18 protein-coding genes are annotated in these 20,448 nt (G+C 48.5%); 6 read left to right on the top strand and 12 right to left on the bottom strand.

All coding sequences use genetic code 11. The features are described from left to right. Positions 1 to 63 precede the first annotated feature (63 nt). The 4 genes from AC566Q_RS09085 to AC566Q_RS09070 all read right to left on the bottom strand — a co-directional run bounded on the left by AC566Q_RS09085 (position 64) and on the right by AC566Q_RS09070 (position 4,399). Positions 64 to 1,752, bottom strand: a complete 1,689-nt coding sequence (locus AC566Q_RS09085; protein WP_487125389.1) for a tetratricopeptide repeat protein — start codon at positions 1,750 to 1,752, stop codon at positions 64 to 66. A 177-nt stretch (positions 1,753 to 1,929) separates the two neighbouring features. After that, on the bottom strand, positions 1,930 to 2,289 hold the full coding sequence (locus tag AC566Q_RS09080; protein ID WP_487125391.1) for a hypothetical protein: 360 nt from the start codon (positions 2,287 to 2,289) through the stop codon (positions 1,930 to 1,932). 57 nt (positions 2,290 to 2,346) lie between these two features. Beyond that, positions 2,347 to 2,628 (bottom strand): copper-binding protein, encoded by a 282-nt coding sequence (locus AC566Q_RS09075; protein ID WP_499615971.1) that lies wholly within the window; start codon positions 2,626 to 2,628, stop codon positions 2,347 to 2,349. A gap of 256 nt (positions 2,629 to 2,884) precedes the next feature. Next, positions 2,885 to 4,399: a transposase gene (locus AC566Q_RS09070; RefSeq protein WP_069945706.1), complete on the bottom strand. Its 1,515-nt coding sequence runs from the start codon at positions 4,397 to 4,399 to the stop codon at positions 2,885 to 2,887. A gap of 260 nt (positions 4,400 to 4,659) precedes the next feature. On the opposite strand from AC566Q_RS09070, the gene AC566Q_RS09065 reads away from it, so the two are divergent. Then, positions 4,660 to 5,529, top strand: coding sequence for a tyrosine-type recombinase/integrase (locus AC566Q_RS09065; RefSeq protein ID WP_499615968.1), 870 nt, complete (start codon positions 4,660 to 4,662; stop codon positions 5,527 to 5,529). A 10-nt stretch (positions 5,530 to 5,539) separates the two neighbouring features. Then, complete coding sequence (locus AC566Q_RS09060) at positions 5,540 to 6,721, top strand: IS91 family transposase (RefSeq protein WP_487125383.1); 1,182 nt, start codon at positions 5,540 to 5,542, stop codon at positions 6,719 to 6,721. A gap of 494 nt (positions 6,722 to 7,215) precedes the next feature. Here AC566Q_RS09060 and AC566Q_RS09055 read toward each other — a convergent pair whose 3' ends face one another. Then, positions 7,216 to 7,812 (bottom strand): LysE/ArgO family amino acid transporter, encoded by a 597-nt coding sequence (locus AC566Q_RS09055; protein ID WP_105936086.1) that lies wholly within the window; start codon positions 7,810 to 7,812, stop codon positions 7,216 to 7,218. A 105-nt stretch (positions 7,813 to 7,917) separates the two neighbouring features. On the opposite strand from AC566Q_RS09055, the gene AC566Q_RS09050 reads away from it, so the two are divergent. The 4 genes from AC566Q_RS09050 to AC566Q_RS09035 all read left to right on the top strand — a co-directional run bounded on the left by AC566Q_RS09050 (position 7,918) and on the right by AC566Q_RS09035 (position 11,411). Continuing rightward, positions 7,918 to 8,322 (top strand): LysR family transcriptional regulator, encoded by a 405-nt coding sequence (locus AC566Q_RS09050; RefSeq protein WP_499615964.1) that lies wholly within the window; start codon positions 7,918 to 7,920, stop codon positions 8,320 to 8,322. Positions 8,323 to 8,465: 143 nt separating this feature from the next. Further along, on the top strand, positions 8,466 to 9,998 hold the full coding sequence (gene istA, locus AC566Q_RS09045) for an IS21 family transposase (protein WP_499615962.1): 1,533 nt from the start codon (positions 8,466 to 8,468) through the stop codon (positions 9,996 to 9,998). 9 nt (positions 9,999 to 10,007) lie between these two features. Beyond that, positions 10,008 to 10,748, top strand: a complete 741-nt coding sequence (istB, locus tag AC566Q_RS09040; RefSeq protein ID WP_499615959.1) for an IS21-like element helper ATPase IstB — start codon at positions 10,008 to 10,010, stop codon at positions 10,746 to 10,748. Between the two features lie 54 nt (positions 10,749 to 10,802). Continuing rightward, positions 10,803 to 11,411, top strand: coding sequence for a LysR substrate-binding domain-containing protein (locus AC566Q_RS09035; protein WP_499615956.1), 609 nt, complete (start codon positions 10,803 to 10,805; stop codon positions 11,409 to 11,411). A 278-nt stretch (positions 11,412 to 11,689) separates the two neighbouring features. Here AC566Q_RS09035 and AC566Q_RS09030 read toward each other — a convergent pair whose 3' ends face one another. The 7 genes from AC566Q_RS09030 to AC566Q_RS09000 all read right to left on the bottom strand — a co-directional run bounded on the left by AC566Q_RS09030 (position 11,690) and on the right by AC566Q_RS09000 (position 20,391). Beyond that, entirely contained in the window at positions 11,690 to 12,214 is a 525-nt protein-coding gene (locus AC566Q_RS09030) for a DNA-binding protein (RefSeq protein WP_105936088.1), read from the bottom strand. Between the two features lie 3 nt (positions 12,215 to 12,217). Beyond that, positions 12,218 to 12,475: a hypothetical protein gene (locus AC566Q_RS09025; RefSeq protein WP_105936089.1), complete on the bottom strand. Its 258-nt coding sequence runs from the start codon at positions 12,473 to 12,475 to the stop codon at positions 12,218 to 12,220. Positions 12,476 to 12,951: 476 nt separating this feature from the next. After that, a complete protein-coding gene (locus tag AC566Q_RS09020; protein WP_499615952.1) occupies positions 12,952 to 14,058 on the bottom strand; it encodes an alpha/beta hydrolase in 1,107 nt (368 codons plus the stop codon). Between the two features lie 187 nt (positions 14,059 to 14,245). After that, complete coding sequence (locus tag AC566Q_RS09015; RefSeq protein WP_499615950.1) at positions 14,246 to 14,647, bottom strand: TerB family tellurite resistance protein; 402 nt, start codon at positions 14,645 to 14,647, stop codon at positions 14,246 to 14,248. 208 nt (positions 14,648 to 14,855) lie between these two features. Continuing rightward, a complete protein-coding gene (locus AC566Q_RS09010; RefSeq protein WP_499615947.1) occupies positions 14,856 to 16,076 on the bottom strand; it encodes a phosphoenolpyruvate carboxylase in 1,221 nt (406 codons plus the stop codon). Then, the gene (locus AC566Q_RS09005; protein ID WP_105936093.1) at positions 16,073 to 16,708 is read right to left on the bottom strand and encodes a condensin complex protein MksE; all 636 of its coding nucleotides are present in this window, start codon (positions 16,706 to 16,708) and stop codon (positions 16,073 to 16,075) included. Before AC566Q_RS09005 ends, AC566Q_RS09010 begins: the two co-directional genes overlap by 4 nt. Further along, positions 16,705 to 20,391: an ATP-binding protein gene (locus AC566Q_RS09000; RefSeq protein WP_499615944.1), complete on the bottom strand. Its 3,687-nt coding sequence runs from the start codon at positions 20,389 to 20,391 to the stop codon at positions 16,705 to 16,707. Before AC566Q_RS09000 ends, AC566Q_RS09005 begins: the two co-directional genes overlap by 4 nt. Between the last annotated feature and the right edge of the window lie 57 nt (positions 20,392 to 20,448).

Here is a 20,448-nt window from a genome sequence, read left to right as displayed (position 1 = left end):
TTCATACAGAGAAAAGCCCCTGTGCCATCCCTAGCGCAGGGGCTATTAATGCTTCTTCAGACTCTATTTCTTTGATGAACAAGTGCTTTCAAAGGCACTTAGGCGACAGAAACACGATGCAGCGATCTTGATATCAGCGGATGCAACAGCGATATCACGCTGCAATTTGATTTCCCTTGCCTCATCATGACGGCCCAGTTTGGTCAGGCATTCATACAGGCCGTGCAAGCTCCAGACGTTGTTGGGGCGAATTCGGCGGCGACCTAGATTACCTTCCAGCCCCAGTTCGATGCGATATTGCTTGATGGCTTCTTCAAGTTGACCTTGCTCCGTCATGAGTGCGCAATAGGCGTGGCGAACAGGTTGAAGCCATGCTGGTGGATCGCTGTAGGGAAGCTTATCTTCAAGCGCGATGGCTTCGCGCAGATGGGTAAAGGCGACATCGAAATTACCCTTGCGATATTCGATTTCTCCATCCAGCATTTTTTCAGCAATTTTAAGAGCCTGAATTTCCGGTACCGGGATGGAGTTGAAGCGCGATTCCGGCACAGCCGCAACGGCGATGGCGAATTCCTTTCGCTCTTGCTCTGCTTCTGGAATGCGACGTAAAGCGGCAAACGCAATGCCGCGCGCATAATGGATCATCGCGGTGGTCGAACAGTAGAGTTTACGATCCTCTGGGAATTCGAGGTTAAGGATGTCGTGCCAGCGACCAAAGCGGATCAGGACATGGGCAAGCGTAGTGCCATGTGCTTCAAGTAAATCTGCCATTGGCGGGCTTGGGATTTGGAGAAGCTCAGGGGTTAGCACTTCTTTGAGGCGTCCGGCCATAAACAGTGCTTCGCGTGACCGCCCAGCCATCATCGCGCCGTATGAACCGACCATGAGATTGTGTACGCGGTAGACATTATACCAAGCCCCAATGTCCTTCTCTCGCCCGAAATAGCGTTCATCTGCAGCAACAGCATCGAGATTAGAGTCAATCACACGCCTCCAGTCGCCACAGGCATTGTCGATATGCGTCGACATATGCGCCAGATGCGCACCATCAACCGAGAGGCGGCGTAAACGGTCAGCCGCTGGCAAGGCAATCTCCGGATAAGGCGACATTTCCATGAGGTGGATATAAAGGTGATTAAGCACCGGATGTTTATCACCGCCCTCGCGCGGCAGCGCATCTTCCAAAACACTCCGAGCCTCGACTGTACCTGGGCCAATCGGCTCACCCGTATCCAAATCCCACAATGCGCGTGGGCTAAGGCACATGAGGGAGTCTGCAAATAGCGCCGCCGCATCGATGTCGTCTGAGAACTGTTTGTAGAATATCCGCATCGCGTCGGCATAAGCGCGGTTAAGCCTATCGAATTCTATTGGGTCTTGGGTTACGGCTTTGGGAAAGCGAGCGCCAAGCGCACCAATCAATGCGCGTTCAAAGGGCGTAGCATTGCGGTTTGCGGCAACACGCGCACGATCAAGTGCCGCAGTTGCAACGGCGATAGATTGCTCCATATCGGCTATGTCGAACAATCGCCATGCTTTGTTGTAATTCGGGCCTGACCCGAAGGCGATACCCCAATGCGCCATGGCGCAGTCCGGATCAATCTTGGCCGCTTTTTCAAAACAGCGGACGGCCTCTTCGGGGTTGAAGCAGTATGCCCAAGCCAAGCCGCGATCAAACCAGAGTTGCGCCTCTGGTGATGACGTGGTGACATCCCTGCGAAAATCACCGAGGTTATAATAATTATCTGACATGGGGGCTTACTCCTTCTTGGAAGCTACGTTTACGCAATTAATGCTATTAAAAACAACATATGAATACATTTTTATATATAATTATCGACATAAATGTCAAGGAAACATTGATTATAAATTCGAGTGTAGAAAAACTCCTGCGCCGGGGTAGACGCAGGAGTTTCTTGCTCAGGAGATTTATTTCTGAGCTGGGGTATAGGCTTTAAGGTTGGCTTCGCTTTCAAAATAATAAACAGCACCAGCCGCGTCTTCACCGATCACCGCACTGGCCTTGTCTACGCTTTTTCCGCTGACAGGGTCTGTCGCCATTCTGGCACTGGTGTCTTTAGCAAGGCGCTCCTTGCACATCGAGCAGCAGCCATAATAGGTTTTGCCGCTGACTTCGACGGGGATTTGCGGTTTGTCGAACACGGCGTTGTTGACCATGCAGACAAATTGCGGTTCGACTTTCTTGAGCGCGGGGCTTTCAGCATGAGCTGCGCCAAAAGGCAGCACGATGATGGCCAGCACTGCCAATAACTTCATGAACTGTTTCATATTGATCTCCTAGAGAAAAAAGCGCCGCACGATTTTCACGCGCGGCGCTGGGTTGCCTTATTTTTTCTGAATGCTTGAAACGGTATAGTCGTCACCACCCACATCTTTCAGTGTAAAAGTAACACTGTCACCTGCTTTAATAGCAGACAGGTCGACACCTTTTTCTGCCGTGAAAACCATTTTCATTTTTGGCCAGTTTAGCACCTTGATTGGGTCATGTGTGATATTGAGCGTGCCGCCAGCCACATCAATGCTATTGACTATCCCCGTTGCTGGGATGCCTTTAACCGGGGCCGTTTTAGCAGTATCGGTTTTCTTACCCATATTGTGGTGATCCATTTTGACAGTTTCACCCGGCTTCGAAGCTTGTCCGAGAGTATAAGAAATATTAACGCTATGTACTACCCACTGTGTCAGCTGTATTTAAGGCCAGTTGCACGTGTGTCAAATGGGTACTTTTCAGGAATCAGTGAAGTAGTTGTCATCAAGATAGACGCAATATAACTGGTCTTTGGTACTGAAATCCGCAATGAGATATGTGAAAGCCCTTACCTCAACATGTTGCATGTTCAAGTGATGGTCTGTTTTTTGTGCTTCATGCGCCAAAATCGAAGTCGCGTTGAATGATGTAGTCACTGAATGAGGCTGTGGCTGGTGGAGCTCGAAGTGGCGGCATTAGAGAATCGTTTTTTGCTTCAAGAAGAGTCTGCTTGTCAAGGTGCGCCAAAATCTTATGGATAACAGCCGGATCCGTAATACAAGTAATAATTTTGACGTTGGTTTTTTCACAAGCCTCACAGACTGTGATGTCAATATTGAATACTCTTTTTAACCTTTGTGCCCACGACATGCTTCGCGCATGGTATGGTTTATCTGAATCTTTCAGATGCTCTGCTAAGCGAGGGCTATTCTTACCGCGTTGTGAAGCCGTTACCTCGGCACGCACCTTAGCATTGGGAGCAAACACGCCATAAAACCTCGTAAGGTTTAGCCTCGGCACTGGCACCAGTGCCGCGAGCTTGCCTATGAAATCCAAGGGAGTAAAAAAGACATGTGTGGTACCGTCTTGATAGGGAGTTTTCAGTTGATATCTTACTTTTCCTGAATCGGTTAGACTCAATCGTTGCTCGCTTAACGCTGGCCTTGAGATATATCTGCATAGCCTTTCCAGTTTGTCAGTTTGATGGCTGTCTGCAAACACCCCAGCGTGTAAGCTAAAACCGTTTATTTGAGCTAATTGACCGTAATGTTGTTCGTCTTTGGCAGGTAAGGTTTGCAAGGCAAAGACTTTTTTGCCTGTATCTGGTCCTACAGCAATGCGGTAATTGACAGAGGCTGCTTGCAAGGGCAGTAAACTATCTTCGTCATCCATGGGTAAATCGAGAAATGTGTTGTCCATATCCCGTTGAACGAGCCCGGCCTTCTCCAAGTAGGTCGCGATGCGATGGCTAATGACATTCACGAGGGTTTCCATATCATTGTGGTTTGGTGCTTTAACGCACTTGAATTTGGACTGTCCACACTCCTGAGTGATAACGCCTTCCAAAAAGAGCATGTGAAAGTGAATATTGAGATTCAGTGCACTACCAAATCGCTGAATGTAAGTCACCGCTCCTGTGTTTGCTTGCTTCTTAAGATACCCAGCCCGATGCACAATATCGCAAGAAATAGCACGATGAATGATTTGCATGATTTTACTTAAGTGTTTGGGATACCTAGCTAGAAGTAGACGAAGCGGGATGGGTAAACTCAATACCCATTGGCGTACAGGGTAACCGTGAAGAACATCTTCAACTAACAACTTGGCACTTTCTGCCATCCTTCTTGCACCGCAACTTGGGCAAAATCCCCTGCGTTTGCAGCTGAACGCCAGCAGTTTCTCATGCTTGCAGTCGTCACAAACTACACGCAAAAAACCATGCTCAAGCCGACCACACCTAAGAAACTCTTCAAACTCTTTTACCACATGAAGTGGTAACGACTTCCCTTTTTGTGAAAGCTGCTTCTGAAATTCTGGGTAGTGGCGTTCGACCAATTGATACAGTAACGTCTGCTCTGGACGATGTCGTTTATAGGTATGAGAGTGAGTTACTAGCAATGGCGCCTTTATCTTGAATTGGCATCACAGTGTGTATATGATTTTAATGTAAATCTACTGATCAATAGGGTGGGAAATTTATAGTCTCAAGGTCCGAAAAACGTACTTTGCCGCCCCTCCAGCTTTCTTGACTGGCACAAATAGACAAGAGGACTAAACCGCTCCGCGGTAGTTGTGCCGCCCCCACCTCATTAATTATATTCTGATCTCGTTCCCCGCTTCTAAGCTGAAGGAAGGGCAATGTCGCCCTGAATTCACTCAGGAGTGAAACTATGAGTTACTTTGAAGGATCCAACCCCATACGCCAACGCATGATTGAAGATATGACCATGCGTAGGCTCAGTCCTAAAACACAAATAGGCTACATCAGAGGCGTGAAGAAACTCGCTACCTTTTTGAAACGCTCGCCAGAGGATGCTACGGCTGAAGAATTGCGCCAATTCCAACTCGCATTGGCCGAGCAAGGTACATCTAACATCACCATCAATGCCACGTTATCGGGTTTAACGTTCTTATTGCGTAAGTCCTTGAATCGACCTGATGTGATGCTCAAAGTCAGCACCGTGCCGGTGCCAAGGAAGTTGCCGACGGTCTTGAGTAAAGAGGAAGTCAAGCAACTGATTGATGCCACACATAGCATCAAATACAAAGCTGCCTTCTCGGTCGCTTATGGGGCGGGGTTGCGGATTGGCGAAGTGGCGATGTTGAAAGTGACGGATATCGACAGTTCTCGCATGCTATTGCGCGTTGAGCAAGGTAAAGGGAAGAAAGACAGAATGGCAATGTTATCGCCAATGCTGTTGAGTACACTTCGCCAATGGTATAAACATGCCAAAGCGCATCACTTAATGCTACCGGGTGGGTGGTTGTTCCCAGGGCAGAATCCGTTAAACCCTATTGGCACCCGTCAACTCAGTCGTGCCTGTCAATCTGCGTGTCTGGATGCAGGACTGAATAAAAAAGTCTCCATGCACACCTTACGGCACAGTTTCGCCACGCACTTACTGGAAGATAAAGTCGATATTCGCATCATCCAAACGCTGTTGGGGCATAGTAAACTGGAAACCACTGCGCTGTATGCACAAGTCGCCAGTAAACTCTTGCGAGAGGTGGTGAGTCCGTTAGATACACTGGCATTGTGAGCGTGACGTTATGTCGAGTTGTTCACGGCCACCGCTTGAGGTGGCGGATGTGTTTCGTCTGTCTGGTACGCAGTATAAAAGCGCTCAGCATGGGCGTTTAAGCTTAGCTCAACTGAAAGTGATGTCAGCCATTGCGCGTTGTCGAAGTGCCCAATTAGGTGCTCATCACCTGCACTGCGAACACTGTCATACCGATGCCATCGCATATAACTCCTGCCGTAATCGTCACTGTCCGAAGTGCCAGGGTTCAAGCGCCAAACGCTGGTTTGCAGCCAGAGAGCAGCAGTTGTTACCTGTAGAGTACTACCATGTGGTGTTTACCTTACCTGGTGAGGTAGCACAACTGGCCTTTTACAATAAAGCACAGATGTATCAGTTGTTGTTTAAAGCCGCATCACAAACGTTGCTGACCATTGCCGGTGATACGCGACACTTAGGCGCTGAGGTTGGCACCACTATGGTGTTGCATACGTGGGGCTCCGCGATGATGCATCATCCTCATGTGCATTGCATTGTGCCCGGTGGCGGGCTGGATAACGCTAAGCAATGGAAAGCGTGTAAAAAGGGCTTCTTCTTGCCGGTCAGAGTGTTATCACGCTTGTTCCGCCGTTTGTATATGCAAGGCGTACGTGAGTTATACGAATCGACGCAGTTACTGTGCTTCGGGGAGTTGACGCAGACCAGTGGCTTTGAACACGCCGGGCACTTTATGGCATGGTGCAAACAGCAACAATCCATGGAATGGGTGGTGTATGCCAAACCGCCGTTTGCAGGACCACAAGCGGTGCTGAAGTACCTGTCGCGTTATACGCATCGTGTAGCGATTGCGAATCGCCGACTACAATCCGTTGATGAAACACATGTCTCGTTCACCTATAAGGATTACCGGCGCAAAGGAAACAACATGCACCGGACGATGCAACTGACGTGTGACGAGTTCATGCGTCGATTCTTATTGCATGTCTTACCAACCGGGTTTCATCGTATCCGGCATTATGGGTTACTGGCCAGTAAAGCCAAACTCAATATGGCCAGACAAGCCCTGCACGTAGCTCCGCCGCCAGACATCAAAAAGACGGCCAATGAATCGGAGACAGACTCAGCACCCTTCGTGTGCAGGCAATGTCAATCACCGATGAAGGTGTCGGCGCTCAGGCTACCTGCATACTTACCAAGAGCGCCCCCTAAATAGGCAGAGTGCTTAAGGAGATAAAAAAGCGCCTTTACTGGTGAGGATGATGCTTTACCTGAAACGCTATAAACCCCATGACAATGAATAGAATGAGACAACCGAGCTGAATAAAAACGTGAAAATCAGATGCAAATAGAAACAAAGCGCCACTGGAAACACGTGATCTTGGCGATCATCCTCTACAGCAGACTCATATCCACCATCGAAATCCCCATAGCCAAACCACAGGGGTAACATCCCGCGGTTTCGTCCACCGAAGATTATCTGATATCTGCCCGAGCGTAGGACATCAAGGTGGATCTGAATGGAGGGCAGATAACTGATAATCTAAACAAAAGGAGCACATCAGAAATTCAGGTAGATTAGTCTGCTCAAGACAATGAGCGGACGTTCGGTTTAACGAAGATAGTCGTCGCTGCATTAAATAGCTTAGATGGGTATCACCGATATTTTTTTAGAGGGTCTATGGTGGCAGTTCCAAAAAAATATGATAGTCAGGTATAAGTGAAGAGCTGAAAGGCAACAGTGCAAAGAAGTATAGAAATAACGGTATCAAAAACACGCCACCGGAATGTAGAGCTAAGTAATCGCTTAAGTTTTGGAGAAAATGATACCAAACTTACGAACCAAACTATTGAGCCGACACATGCGCCAAAAGCAAATAATGTCGGATTTGGTTGCAACGCCCCAACACCTCCAAGCAAAAGTACCGTGTCTAAATAAACATGAGGATTGAGTAAACTGATTGCCAGAGCGGTAAAAGCAGTTTTCCGCCAATCAGTGGCAACTGTTTGGCTAATATGCAGTGCTGAGGAGCCTTTGTATGCTCGCGTCGCTGAACCAAAAGCCAGATAAAGTAATAACCCAATCCCAGCCCACGTGAGCCATGGCACAAACTCTGGTATCCACTCTTGTAATTCACTTGCTGAGTAAACGCCGATAACTATCAGTGATGCATCGCATAAAATGCAAACCGAAGCGATTACCAGCCTATTTGCGCCTGCCATACTTTGACTTAACACCCATATATTCTGAGCGCCAATCGCAATTATTAAACTCAATCCTAAAATTAGACCTGATACAAAAGACACCTATTACCACCTAGTTATCGGATACATTCAAATGAGTGGTGGAATTTTATTCACTGTAATATCATGCGTCTAATGAATAATATTTCCCATACATGAATTTTCATCATGATAGATTATCAGCTGCTTGAAGCGTTGTTTGCAGTAGTCGCGGAGAAGGGATTTGAAAAGGCCGCTAAGAGATTGTTTTTGACACAGTCTGCTGTTAGCAGGCGTATACATCACCTAGAGTCGTTGCTGGGCGAGCCTGTCCTAATTCGAACAAAGCCGCCCAAACCCACAGAGCTAGGAACCAAATTGTTGGTTCACCTGCAACAGGTTCAACAACTCGAATTATCGTTGAACCTGAAAGGCAGTGACTTCCATTACGATAACCGCCAACCTATCACCGTTAAGCTCGCAGCGAATGCTGACTCCTTGGCAACATTGCATACACCGGAGCAATCCGGACATCGATTCCGGCATTATCCGGACACCCTTTCCGTTTTAATCCGGACACCGATTCCGGGATAAGCCAGCCAGTTTTCTGCTAACTCCGGAATCACTGTCCGATTAGGCGGAAACCCTGTCCGGAATGCCGGAATCCCTCTCTTTTCTCTTTTAAATCAATTAGTCACAATCCTCGTTATCGATTGAATTATAGCGAGGACGTGAGCATGACAAAAAAGAGGACATCTATGGCAAATATCAAAGAGATTTTGCGCCTTAAATTCGAATGTGGTTTGTCTGTCAGAAAGATCGCCGCCTGTACCAAAGCTGGACGCTCAACCATCTCTGATATCCTGACGCGCTTTGAACAAAGCGCTTTGCGTTGGCCACTTACCGACAACTGCTCCGATACCGAGTTAACGCAGGCCCTGTATCGGGATAAAACGGCAGCTCAAAATAAGATCATGCCTGATTTCGCTCAGTGCTTTATCGAGCTTAAGCGTAAGGGCATGACAAAGCAGCTTCTGTGGGAAGAATATGTCGCCGAGCATCAACACAGAGCCTACCGTTACAGTCAGTTCTGTGAGCATTACCTTCGATGGCATAAGATGCAAAAGCGAAGTATGCGTCAGATCCACACTGCCGGCGATAAGTTGTTTATCGACTACTGTGGCCCGACAATCCCGGTCGTGAACCCTGATACCGGAGAGGTTCGGTATGCGCAGATCTTTGTGGCAACGTTGGGAGCATCCAATTACACCTACGTTGAAGCCTGCCCCAGTCAAAAGCTGGAGCACTGGCTGGAAGCGCACGCAAACGCCTTTGAGCACTTCACAGGCGTGCCAGCGCTTCTGATCCCGGATAACCTTAAAGCCGCGGTCACCAAAACGGATCGTTACGAGCCGAAACTCAACGACAGTTATCGTAAACTCGCGAATCATTACGGTACAGCGGTGATGCCCGCACGGCCTTATAAACCGAAGGATAAAGCCAAAGCAGAAAACGCGGTACTGATTGTTGAACGCTGGATCATGATGCGTCTTCGCCACCGCATATTCCACACTTTCCATGCATTAAATCTGGCGATCCGGGAGCTGATGGATGAGCTGAATCAAAGAGAGATGAAACAACTGGGTGCCAGCCGCAAAGCTTTATTCGACAGCCTGGATAAACCCGCGCTGAAACCTCTCCCGGTCCAGCGCTACCTCTATACAGAAAGCAAACGCGCCAAGGTAGGACCGGACTATCACATCGAATACCGACAGCACTATTACTCAGTCCCTCATCAACTGGTAGGCCAGCATGTTGAACTGGAGGCGAACGCGCGGTTAATCCAGATCTACCACCAGGGAAACCTGGTGTCTCAACATCCGACCAGCAAGAAAGCGCACGGCCTCAGTACACACACGGAGCATATGCCCAGCAACCATCAGTACCAGAAGTGGTCACCGGAGCGCCTGCTGAGCTGGGGTGGCAATGTTGGGGCTGCGACCCGACAGGTTGTCAGTGCTCAGCTCAGCGCCAAAGATCATCCCGCGCAAGCGTACCGCAGTTGCCTTGGCCTGCTTAATCTCACCAAAAAATACGGCGATGTGCGCCTGGAACAAGCCTGCAAAGATGCGCTGATGGTAGATAAGCCCTATCTGCGCTTTATCAGAAACCTGCTTAAAAACCACCGGGAAGGCCAGTTATCTTCCGAGTCTCATACCACCCCGGATATCCAGCACAGCAATGTGCGTGGCCCAAATAGTTACCACTAGGAGAACGACATGAATCAGCTTAATGAACAACTAAGAACCCTGCGTCTTGGTCACGCCGCCAAGGGCCTTGAACAGCAGCGGGAGCAACTCTCCACCTACGCCGAGTTAACGTTCGAGGAGCGGCTTAGTCTGCTCCTTGAAAGCGAGGTGCTGGGGCGAAGCCGGGCCAGGATCGAACGCTTTAAACGACAAGCCAAGCTACGTATTGATGCCTCACCTAATCAGCTTATCTACAAAGAGGATCGGGGCCTAAAACGCATTCAGATAAGTGAACTATTAACCGGGAGCTACCTGCTAAAGCACCAGAATATCCTGATCACCGGACCAACAGGTGCCGGTAAAACTTACGTGGCCTGCGCATTGGCAACCCAGGCCTGTGAGCAGACGTACAGCGTTCGTTACTATCGTCTTAGCCGTTTACTGGATGATCTGAGTTCAGGGCGGCTGGATGGCAGTTATCAAAAACAGCTACTCGCCTTATCAAAGAAACAGCTGCTGGTAATCGATGACTGGGGAATGGAAAAGATGAGCCAGGAGCAAGCCGGTCATCTACTGGAGTTACTGGAGGATCGTTATCAAACAGCCAGTACAATCATGGTAAGCCAGCTCCCGGTTAAAGAATGGTACAACATGATAGGCAACGCCACGGTGGCAGATGCCTTGCTGGACAGGCTGATCCACAACAGTCATCGGATTGAGTTGGGAGGAGAATCAATGAGAAAACTGGCGCAATCCGGACAGATAGGATAAAAATAGGGTTAGAGAAAAGCGAGGAAAACAGGCGTCCGGATTAAACCGGTGCCGGTGTCCGGATTAGCCGGAATATGCACAACATGGCTGCCTGAGGCTTTGACAGCTCCTCAGGAGAGTTTTGAATATAATTACAGATTTGAAATTTTAACGGAAGACCAATCGGTCGGCTTGAAGAGAATGAAGGCTGGGGAGGTCATGGTTTGTATATGTTCGAATGCTTCGCCAGTTAACGGCAGTCTGGCATATGAACTGGGAGCTTTACGATATCAAGCTATATGTAGCCCCTCTTTCATAAAGCGTTACGACATTACATCTCCACACCAGCTTGCAGACCTTCCATGTTTGGTATTTGATGAGCATGACAAATTACAACATGAATTTCTCGCACAACTGAGTGATTCAGTCCCTCGCTATACACACATTTGCCCCTCACCAGAAGGATTTAAGCAGGCAATGCTTGCAGGGTTGGGATATGGGCTTATTCCTATCTTGCAGCTGGGAGATTCAGTTGAGAAAGGGGAACTGGTTAACCTTATGCCAGACTACCATTTGGATACGCCTTTATACTGGCATTGCTGGGAAGCGGAAAGCCCTCCTTTAAAAGCGTTAAGAACCCATGCAGTTAAAGTTGCTGCTAAACGTTTAATAAAAATTCCTTGAAGGCTATTTCTTGAGTGAGGCAGTCATATATATTTCAAGAAACCTATATTCTTTATTTGCTCTCAACTGCAATTGAAAATTCTTGATGTCAATGTCTGCAATACGTACACTTCAGCCCTACAGAATGACTGGCTCCAAAAGACAAGGAGCGGACGGTCAAACGGCCCAAGCAGGAGCTATAAAACGTAGGCAAAACTGCGAACGAAGTGAATTGAGCTGAGCCTGCATGTTGTTGTCCCAGTGCGCCTCTGGCGCACGGCCTAATTTGATTGTTATGCTTAAAGTGCTAACGAAGATATTTTTGATCTAGTGCTGGAATCTAATTGAGCCCATTCTTTAGCAATATTTATTTGCATATTTGCAGACGCAATCTCTTTTATGGCTATGTTTACTTGCTTACGCTGAGACACTTCATACCATTGCAGAAAGTTAGAAAGATGCCAAATTGCAACTTTTCCAGTATGAACAGGTTGTGGAAAATTTATCTTAGTAGTTTCCAACTTACGCAAATATTGCCGAGTAACTCCCATTAATTTGGCTATATCAGTAAGCCCAACTAAATCTGGTGTGGATTCAATTAATTTGGCATCTGGAATAGCTGATTTAACATCCCCTATCGCTGATGTCACAGCAGAAAATGCATCACTAGCTTCTCGTGTAAACTGAAGCGCAACACGGCCTTTTTGAGCTATTCCAATAATAGCATCGTCGCAACCAGCTGCTCCAAGAGCATCAATGTAGTCTTGCGGATCTTGGGAAGAATCTGGAAGTGAAAATTTTAACGTAAATTCAAATTCTTTCATAATTTACTCCTCCGGGTCAGTATCCCGAGCAGTGCAGTTATCAACAACTCTCTTAATTTGCTTGGCGTGATTACTAGCATTTTTAGGTGTACTCCAGACACTTGAAATACAAAATTCACCACAGCGACACTCTTTATCATTGTAAGGGCAATATATTTTACCCCAAGCATGACCACCACCTACTTCCACTCTCCAACCAAGCTCTTCAGCGTAATTCAATGCTTCCTCAATTTCCTTTTTCGAATGTTTTTTTCTAGGCATGCTTAATCAAAAATCTTTTGGTAGAGTGTAGGTGAATAAAAGAAGGTTGTCAACTGACAACCTTGCTAGTAACAAGTTATTACTAAGAGTCCATACTAATACCCGTTTCCTCAGAAAAACTATATCTGGGTTTTCAGGGAAAGGGATATTAAGCGTCTTATATACGCACGGAGTTGCTCTACATCGAGCTTCCAAGGGCATCAACAGACAAACAGCGGACGGTCAGGCTTTTACCACTGGATTTCTTCATTTGGTCAAAAGCAAACTTCTACTTATTATGGGTAATCGAATGGTCTGGGCTTTTGAGGTTTATAGTCTTTTAAAGACGATTGTACTATCTTTGTGGGATCAAGCTTTGGAAGTAAGTCACCTACAGTATTTTTAACTTTATTAACAAATTCAAGGTCAGCATCTGGATTAATTATTATTCTCTCGATTAAGATATTCAAATCTACTTCAGGTTTAACTCCCTGTTTCTAGTCCTTGATTAGTTCTTCAGAAGGAAAATAATCAAACGCAACTGTTGTATCAATTAAATCATTAACCATTCCATGGTCTTCAAAGAAAATACGTAACTCTCTTTCATCACCGTAAGCTCTTTCTTTGGTCAATACACGTCCAAATCGTGCTGAGGTTATAGGAAGTTTAAAACCTTCATTTTCATAATCAATATAATTGACAACACCAGCATGCAACTTGAAGTTTTTATCTGCACCAAAGCTTTTCTTAAGGGCCGAATAGTTCGTGACAATCGCTAAACTATTTGAAACTTTCCCATAAATCCGCTGCGCCGGTATTTGCATGCTAAGCACCTGACTGTCAGCAGGCGCTTCCTCATCTTCCCCCAACCATAACAGCTCACTCGCAGGGTGACGAAAATACGCCGTGTAAAGCTTAGCTACCGTATTCACATCAACCACGCTATCGCCCTCTGGCACCACCAGCAACGCAGGTACAGAAACCGGTTGCCGATGTAATGACGCCTGAACCGCATCAACGCTTTTCTGGTAGGCGGCAAACCCCTGCATGGCCATGGAATTATACCGTGTCGGGTTATCTTCACGTTCAACATTAGGCCAGCTGAACACGCCGGTTAAATACGGCGCCAGCCAGGTGACCGCGAACCGGGATTCAAATGCTGGCGAAAACAGCAATAACCCGGCAATATCATCACGCTGACCTGCGGCCACAACGGCCAGATTAGTGCCAGTGGAAAATCCGGCCAGGTATAACTCATCAACCTGTAGTGAGAACTGCTCGACATGGAAATTCGTGGCTTGTTGCCATAATTCATAGCTGGCGTTCAGCATATCGCCGGGTTTGGAGCCATGGCCGGGTAGAAGTATCGTTCTCACCCATACATCCTGGTCACACAGGCGTTGGGCAACATCCTGAAAAAAGTACGGCGAGTCCCCCAGACCGTGGATAAACAACACGCCTTTTTTATTGCCGACACCACATTCGAAAGGAGTGTTGATCTTGATCTCCCGCGGCTTATCTGAGCCGGTGAGTTGACGGTGTTCGTTAAGCCAGTAGGCAACGGCTAGCTGGTAATCCGAAAAGGGAGTAATTGTGGTCGGCACGAGGGTGTCCGACGGAGAAAATCGTAGATCACGTGTTTGCTGACAACTGCTCAACAGCATGGCTGAGCCAGTTATCACCAATATCACCAGGCAAAACAGCCGAAATAGTTTCATCAGGCAGGGATAGTTTGATTGCGTTAAATATCCCAGACCCTACCTTCGTTCCGGCTGTATTTCAATAAATGCTTCAGGAGGCAGCTGGTAACTCTACACGACTGGCAGTTAGTTCCCGGGCCAATACTTTGTGGGTTAATAAGCTCAGTAGTTCGGTTTCTTCTTCGCTGCGCTCGCCGTCTACCCCCGACATTGCCATCGCGACTTCCAGCGCCTGGCTGGCATTAAACGCCAAGTCAGACTGCAAACTGCGTAATATATCCGCGGCATCGCCGGTGTCCAGGGCCGTTCGGGTTTGGTAGATAACTTCGGTAACGTACGCTTCGCGGCAGATGGGACTGTCCCATTCAAGGGATTCAACCAGCTCTTCAAGGTAGTCCTGCTCGCTGAGCAGAATTTTTCTGTCGACCTGATAAAACAATACCGCCAGTTTTATCAATGCCTGATTAAATTTTTGTTCTTCTGACAAATGCATAACAGCTCCTGTTCACTACAACCAGCATCCGGCTGGTAACTTCTTTAACAGATAGTACCCTATCATGTTACACGCATGTTAATTATAAGTTTAAATTGTGATTTGCCAAGACCAATTTCATCTAAAAACGGGGTTTAATAGGCAATAAAAAACGGCTCCTGTCTTCCCGACAGCGAGCCGTTTTTGCATTACGCTGATTGGCGTACAGTTATCTTAGTCCCAAAGTGACATCATGGATCACAAAGTTACCGGTATATTTTTCATCGACGCGCCCTACCGGATCGATAGCGAAGAACTGCTTGTCTTCATCATCCAGTGCCTGATAACCACCAATCACCTGATAAATCCACACTTCCGGATCGAACTCAAGCTCGCGCTGGCTGAAATAATCCAGCGCCGATAAGGACTGACCGTTATCAATCACTTCACAGAAATAGGCATCCACCTCTTCCTGTAGCGGATCGCTCTCTAAATCTACTGACTGCTGTTCACTGACATCTATAGTCGATGCTTTTTCCGGTTCGCTCACAGTGGGTTTACGGCGATACACCGAGCTCAACGAGGCAACAATCTGCTGTAATTCCTGTTCGTGAGCAACCTGATTAACATCGATGCTGGCCGGTTTAAGCATGGCCGCCGACTGATTAAACAATACCGGAACCTGAGTAAGATTCGGGTAATTACCGGGCGCAAAGTCAGGGTGATGCTCCATGTGCAGTAAAAAGCCTTTAAGCAGCCGTGTACGGCCCTGGAACTCACGAAAACGCCCAAGTAAATCGAGCAGTCGTGCTTGTGCAACCGACAGCTCCTGGGTTGCTTTAGAGAAGCTTTGCTGTAGGGCAACCACCAGCAAATGGCGCAATTCACGATTACTGCCAGCGATTTCACTGAGCTCATCAAAACGGAAGCATTCCAGTTGATTCAATAGCTCCGATACCTGCCCTTGGGCCAGCTCATTCTCGCGGATTTTGGCTTCCACTGAGGATACGTAACCAAACTCGTTATTAATGCGGCTAAACATCACCCGCACGCTGTTAGCCAGCGATTCGGTGAGCTGATACACGTGCTCAGTCAGGTCGGTCATGTAAGCGTGAGCTTCGTTAAACCGGTTGTAGTGCAGTGATTCTTTATAGTGCTCGGCAATGGTTTTCAGACTCGCCAGCGCGGTACCGATATTGGCGTTAATGTTGCGGTTGCGTTCATCCTGCAGACCGCTTTCCAACAAGTTTCTGACTGCACTTTTAAGCCGCAGTGCACTTTGTGGATCCGGTCGCCATAAAATTCCCAGTTGAATGAGCTGCTCGAGGACCTTGCGGCTAAAGTTTGACTCATCCACCGAGCCGTTCACGTAGGCGTGCATAATGAGATCGCTGTGGCGACCCAGTGCATTTAAAAACCGGCTCCCTGCCTGAATAAGCACCTGACTCATAGCAGACTGCCCTGCTGAATAGCCGCTTCTGCCTGCTCTGATAACGACAGCGACTCGGTCTCGTCAATAAAGCGGATCACTTCGAATAAGTGCTCTACTTTGCCGGTAGCCAGATAAATCTGCTTTTCCGGATTGGGCTTCATTAAGTACCCTAAGTCCGTGAGCTTTTTAAACACTTGTTTAAGCTGGCCGTCCAGATTCACACTGGTGGAGCCAAACAAGCGGTAGCGGGAAATTTTTTCCAGTTGTTCGCTGTACGCCGGGGTATCCTCGATAACGGTTTGCAGCTCATTTAAGCGGATAGCGTTGCCCATGGTGAGCGGCATATCCGATTCACTGGCCTGTTGTACCAGTAACAACCACTCCACCAATGGCACCAGACTGGATGTGGTTTCCTGAAACTGCTGCAATAATACCTTACGCTCTTCATCGCCCAGAGTGAGGTAGCCGGCAAAAAACACTTCGCCTTCACCGGTGGTGGCCAGGGTGCGATTCAGCAGGTTTAAATGCGGCTCAAGCTTGCTGGCATTATCGCGGCTTTTTAAAAAGCGCCAGCTGTCTTCATCACTCACCTGACAAATAAACTGGCCATTGAGTAATGCGCTTAATACTTTGCCCTGTTCGGTCATCATGCTGACACCTCCTGCTTGGCTTTACGGGCCTGAATCAATGATGACAGGTTAGAGCTCTTCGGCTGAACCACCTGTAATTGCTTAGACACTTTGTCGATGAGATAACGGTTCTCAAACAGTTTTAATACATCAGACTCCGGATTCGGGAAGGCGCCGACCACACTGATGTTGTTGGCCTGACAAGCATCGAAAATCTTTTTCACATTACTTTGGTGCAAGGTACCCAGCTCATCGATTGGCCAGTGTATAACCGCATCCGCTTCACCACGCAGTAAGCGGGTAAAGGCCAGCAGGAACTTACAGAGAATCAGGTAAGCCATACCATGGCTCGAAGACTCATTTAACTGTCTGTCGGTGCGGATCACCAAATCACTGTTGCCCTCGCGCAGGTGCAGTTCGATATCCAGCAGTTTACTTATACCACCAGAAAGCGCGGCACGGCCCAGAATATCCAGCACCCGGCGCATGCTCTGACCGTATTCATCGTCCGGCAGTTCGTGGGCGCCCTCTTCCATCCAGCTGTCGTACAGGGTGCGGAAATGCTCCAGCTCAGGCCAGAATTCCAGCTCACTGATGCGGGAACGAATTTTCACCGCGGAATCCGATACGCCGTCGAGGAATAACTCGCCATCCACTTCCTTACTGATACGACGGCTCTGACTAACGATACGCTTATCAATGTCTGCCAGCACAAAATAGTACTGACTCAGGTCGGCACCAAAGATCCGGCCCTGTTCGCGCAGCCCCTGAATTTTCTGCGGTACAATCACGTTCAACAACTGGGATAAGTGCCCCACCATGCGGCGATGATCAATGCCTTTCACGCCGTGAGCGTTGATCACTGCGCATTCTTCACGCGCGCGTTCCCAGGTGTCTGACAGGCCGGTACCGGCCTGAGCGGCAATCAGCTGGTCGAAACGTTCAACATAATTGCGGATATCGCTGAGTAGCTCTTCCCGCTCTTTAAGTAACGCCTGAGCACGGGATAACCGCTGGGTGATACTGAGCTCGTCATGTTGCCATTCTGCCACAGTATCAACTTTGGGCAGCGTTTGTTTGGCCAGATTCTTCGCCAGTGTACCTACCTGACCAAGCTGTTCGGTAGCCACGCTCAGCAGTTTTTCCAGCTCTGACTGTTTATTTTTCAAACTTTCACGGGTTTCCCGATACTGCACCTGCAGCTCGTTGAGCTCGCGTTCTGCTTCGCCTAAAGTTTTGCGGGCTTTGGTTAAGCCCTGCTGCCAGGTGACCTTCTGGCCGGTAAATACCGTTTGATACCAGCGGTCGTAGTCGGCTACTTTGTGGCGCTGCGTCTCGGTTTTATATATGGCGTCTTTCAGACTCTTCACTTGCTTTTTAAGCTGGCCAATTTCATCTACATCCAGACCGCGCTGGTTAAGCTCGTTTTCCAGCCATTTGGCCATTTCTTCCCGGTCTTGAGCCGCCGACGCTTTAGCTTGCTTAATTTCTCCATCCAGTTGCGCCAGACGGGCGTCGCTATCGGCAATCAGTTGCTGCCAGTGGAAGCTGTGTTCGGTAACCGCTTCGCGCTGCTGATCCTTAATATCATCACGATCCATTTCAAACTGGCTTTGCAGTTTCTTTTGCGCTTGCTGGTTTGTTTCCAGCTGGGATTTCGCACGCTGCTTACGCTCTTTAAGCGAATGCTGATATTCGCTAAGTACCGACTCTTTATCTTGTGTGGCACGTTTACGGGCCGCTTCTGCGCTGCGTACTGCGTTGTCCTGGCGGGTCATTGCCAGCTCAGCTACCCGCACCGCTTCATTACACTTACCCAGCTCGGCTTCGCATTCGTTTTGTTTATCCAGCGCATCAGAGAGCGCCGCCTCGGCTTCACCCAGCGCCTTTTTTAGATCCTGTTCGGTTTGCGCGTAAGCCGGCGCGTCCAGATGCTCCAGCGCCAGTGTTACACCATAAAAGCCGACTGCACTATCGGCTGGCTTGGGGGTCAGATCCTTGCGGTCGAGTAATTCCGGGCGGATCAGGCGGCCGATAGAGCCTTCCCAATCATCCACATTGGCGCGCAAATATTCCAGCAGTGAGCCTTCACCGGGATACAGCAGTGCGTTAACGTCTTCTACTTGTTGTTCGGCTTTGCGGTGCGCAGTCCGGGCTTTTTCCAGCGCCTGGTTGGCAGCATCGCGCTGTTGAACCGCCTTCTGATAGCTGCTTTGTGTCTGCCGGTATTCGCTGCGTACGCTGTCTTCGCTGATGCTTGCCTCTTTAATGGCAGCATCGAGCAGTTCAAGCTGAGACTGCTCAAATTCGTTATAACCGGCATTAGCCAGCGCCACTTTGGCCTCTGCTTCACTGACTTTCAGCTCGTTAAGCTTGGCGTGGTAGCTGTCGCTCAGCGTGTGAATTTGTGCTTCGTAGTCGGCTTTAATATCCTGTAACGCTTCGCGCTCCTGCTGTTGCTGCTCGCTGCGTTTTTCTGCAGCTTCCTGGCGGGCTGCCGACAGTTCTTCTACCTGGGCACTCAACCTTTCGCCAATTTCAGCCACGCGGCGGTTATAGGCTGATTCAATATCCTGATGCTGTTCAGTAAGCAGTGTATAGCGGCTTGAGACCAGCTCTAAATCACGCTGCCACTGGGGCAGTTTGGCTACGTCTTCTTTCAGCTGTTCGATATTCTGATCCTGCCAGTTATCGAACTCGCGCTCCACGGCATCAAGTTCTGCGGTGTACTTTTCCACATCGGCCCGCGAGGCGGAGACCTGCTGGTTAAGTTCGTCGCGGCGTTCGTTCCAGGTGCTGTCGCTGAGTTTTTTCTGATGCAATACGTCATCAAGTTGCTGACGGGCCTCTTCGCTGCGCGCAGTAAGTTTGGTCTTATCCAGTGCAAAGGCCTGACTGATCTCTGCCAGGCCACTTTCGGCTTCCTGCAGGGCCATATTGGCCTGCTCCAGGCGGGTAAACTCGGGGCGTACCTTGTCGAAGGCGCGGATTAGGTGGCATTCGCGGATCCAGTCGTCTACCCGGTTGCGCGACAAACTGGAGGTAGGCGGCTGCACGCCGTCTTCTTCCAGAATGGCGGCAATCATGGCCTTAATGGTTTCCATTTTGCCTTCTTTTGAATGCACCGCTTTGGCCAGTTTTTCGATATGGCGCAGGTGTTCACTGGACTGACTTAAGCTGAAAACCTTGGCGTATCCGAGTAATTCACGGGCACTGCTGCTTTGATTCAGTACACCCTGATCGTTTTGCAATACCGCACGAAAGTCTTTGGTGGTTAACAGGCTCGATACCACAATATTATTGCGCTTCATGGCGCGGGCGATTTCGGTGGAGGACAGCGACGCATGCTTACCGCTTTTTTGCTGATACAGGTAGTCATCCAAATCGAATGCTTTGGCGATGAAGCGGTAATTAACACCGGTGCCGTTTGAGCTTAACACCGCCTGGCACAGTTCGCCGTCGGCGCGAGTATATTCATAGATGATAAAAGATGACTGACGCGGCAGATACCAGCGTTCGAAACTATCACGGGTTGCCGGCACTACCCGACTCGGATATTCGCCGTAAAAAACCGGGATCAAACGTTGTAGTGTGGTTTTACCCGAGGCATTGGTTCCGCAAATGTTAGTGTGCCCGTCAAGCTTAAGTTCAACGACGCCCGGTAAATGAGTGTCGATAAGTATAATTCGTTTAAGACCGGCCATAGGATTCCTGTTTCTTTATTAGAATATTCTTCACCGTGATTGTTTGGTTTATTAACT

Source organism: Alteromonas sp. H02 (assembly GCF_059682525.1).
This window is presented reverse-complemented; position numbering and strand designations above follow the sequence as displayed.

Excerpts from the sequence above, each read along its gene's own strand:
- AC566Q_RS09085 (WP_487125389.1), bottom strand. The coding sequence starts at position 1,752 with ATGTCAGATAATTATTATAACCTCGGTGATTTTCGCAGGGATGTCACC.
- AC566Q_RS09080 (WP_487125391.1), bottom strand. The coding sequence starts at position 2,289 with ATGAAACAGTTCATGAAGTTATTGGCAGTGCTGGCCATCATCGTGCTG.
- AC566Q_RS09075 (WP_499615971.1), bottom strand. The coding sequence starts at position 2,628 with ATGGATCACCACAATATGGGTAAGAAAACCGATACTGCTAAAACGGCC.
- AC566Q_RS09065 (WP_499615968.1), top strand. The coding sequence starts at position 4,660 with ATGAGTTACTTTGAAGGATCCAACCCCATACGCCAACGCATGATTGAA.
- AC566Q_RS09060 (WP_487125383.1), top strand. The coding sequence starts at position 5,540 with ATGTCGAGTTGTTCACGGCCACCGCTTGAGGTGGCGGATGTGTTTCGT.
- AC566Q_RS09050 (WP_499615964.1), top strand. The coding sequence starts at position 7,918 with ATGATAGATTATCAGCTGCTTGAAGCGTTGTTTGCAGTAGTCGCGGAG.
- istA (WP_499615962.1), top strand. The coding sequence starts at position 8,466 with ATGACAAAAAAGAGGACATCTATGGCAAATATCAAAGAGATTTTGCGC.
- istB (WP_499615959.1), top strand. The coding sequence starts at position 10,008 with ATGAATCAGCTTAATGAACAACTAAGAACCCTGCGTCTTGGTCACGCC.
- AC566Q_RS09030 (WP_105936088.1), bottom strand. The coding sequence starts at position 12,214 with ATGAAAGAATTTGAATTTACGTTAAAATTTTCACTTCCAGATTCTTCC.
- AC566Q_RS09025 (WP_105936089.1), bottom strand. The coding sequence starts at position 12,475 with ATGCCTAGAAAAAAACATTCGAAAAAGGAAATTGAGGAAGCATTGAAT.
- AC566Q_RS09015 (WP_499615950.1), bottom strand. The coding sequence starts at position 14,647 with ATGCATTTGTCAGAAGAACAAAAATTTAATCAGGCATTGATAAAACTG.
- AC566Q_RS09010 (WP_499615947.1), bottom strand. The coding sequence starts at position 16,076 with ATGAGTCAGGTGCTTATTCAGGCAGGGAGCCGGTTTTTAAATGCACTG.
- AC566Q_RS09005 (WP_105936093.1), bottom strand. The coding sequence starts at position 16,708 with ATGATGACCGAACAGGGCAAAGTATTAAGCGCATTACTCAATGGCCAG.
- AC566Q_RS09000 (WP_499615944.1), bottom strand. The coding sequence starts at position 20,391 with ATGGCCGGTCTTAAACGAATTATACTTATCGACACTCATTTACCGGGC.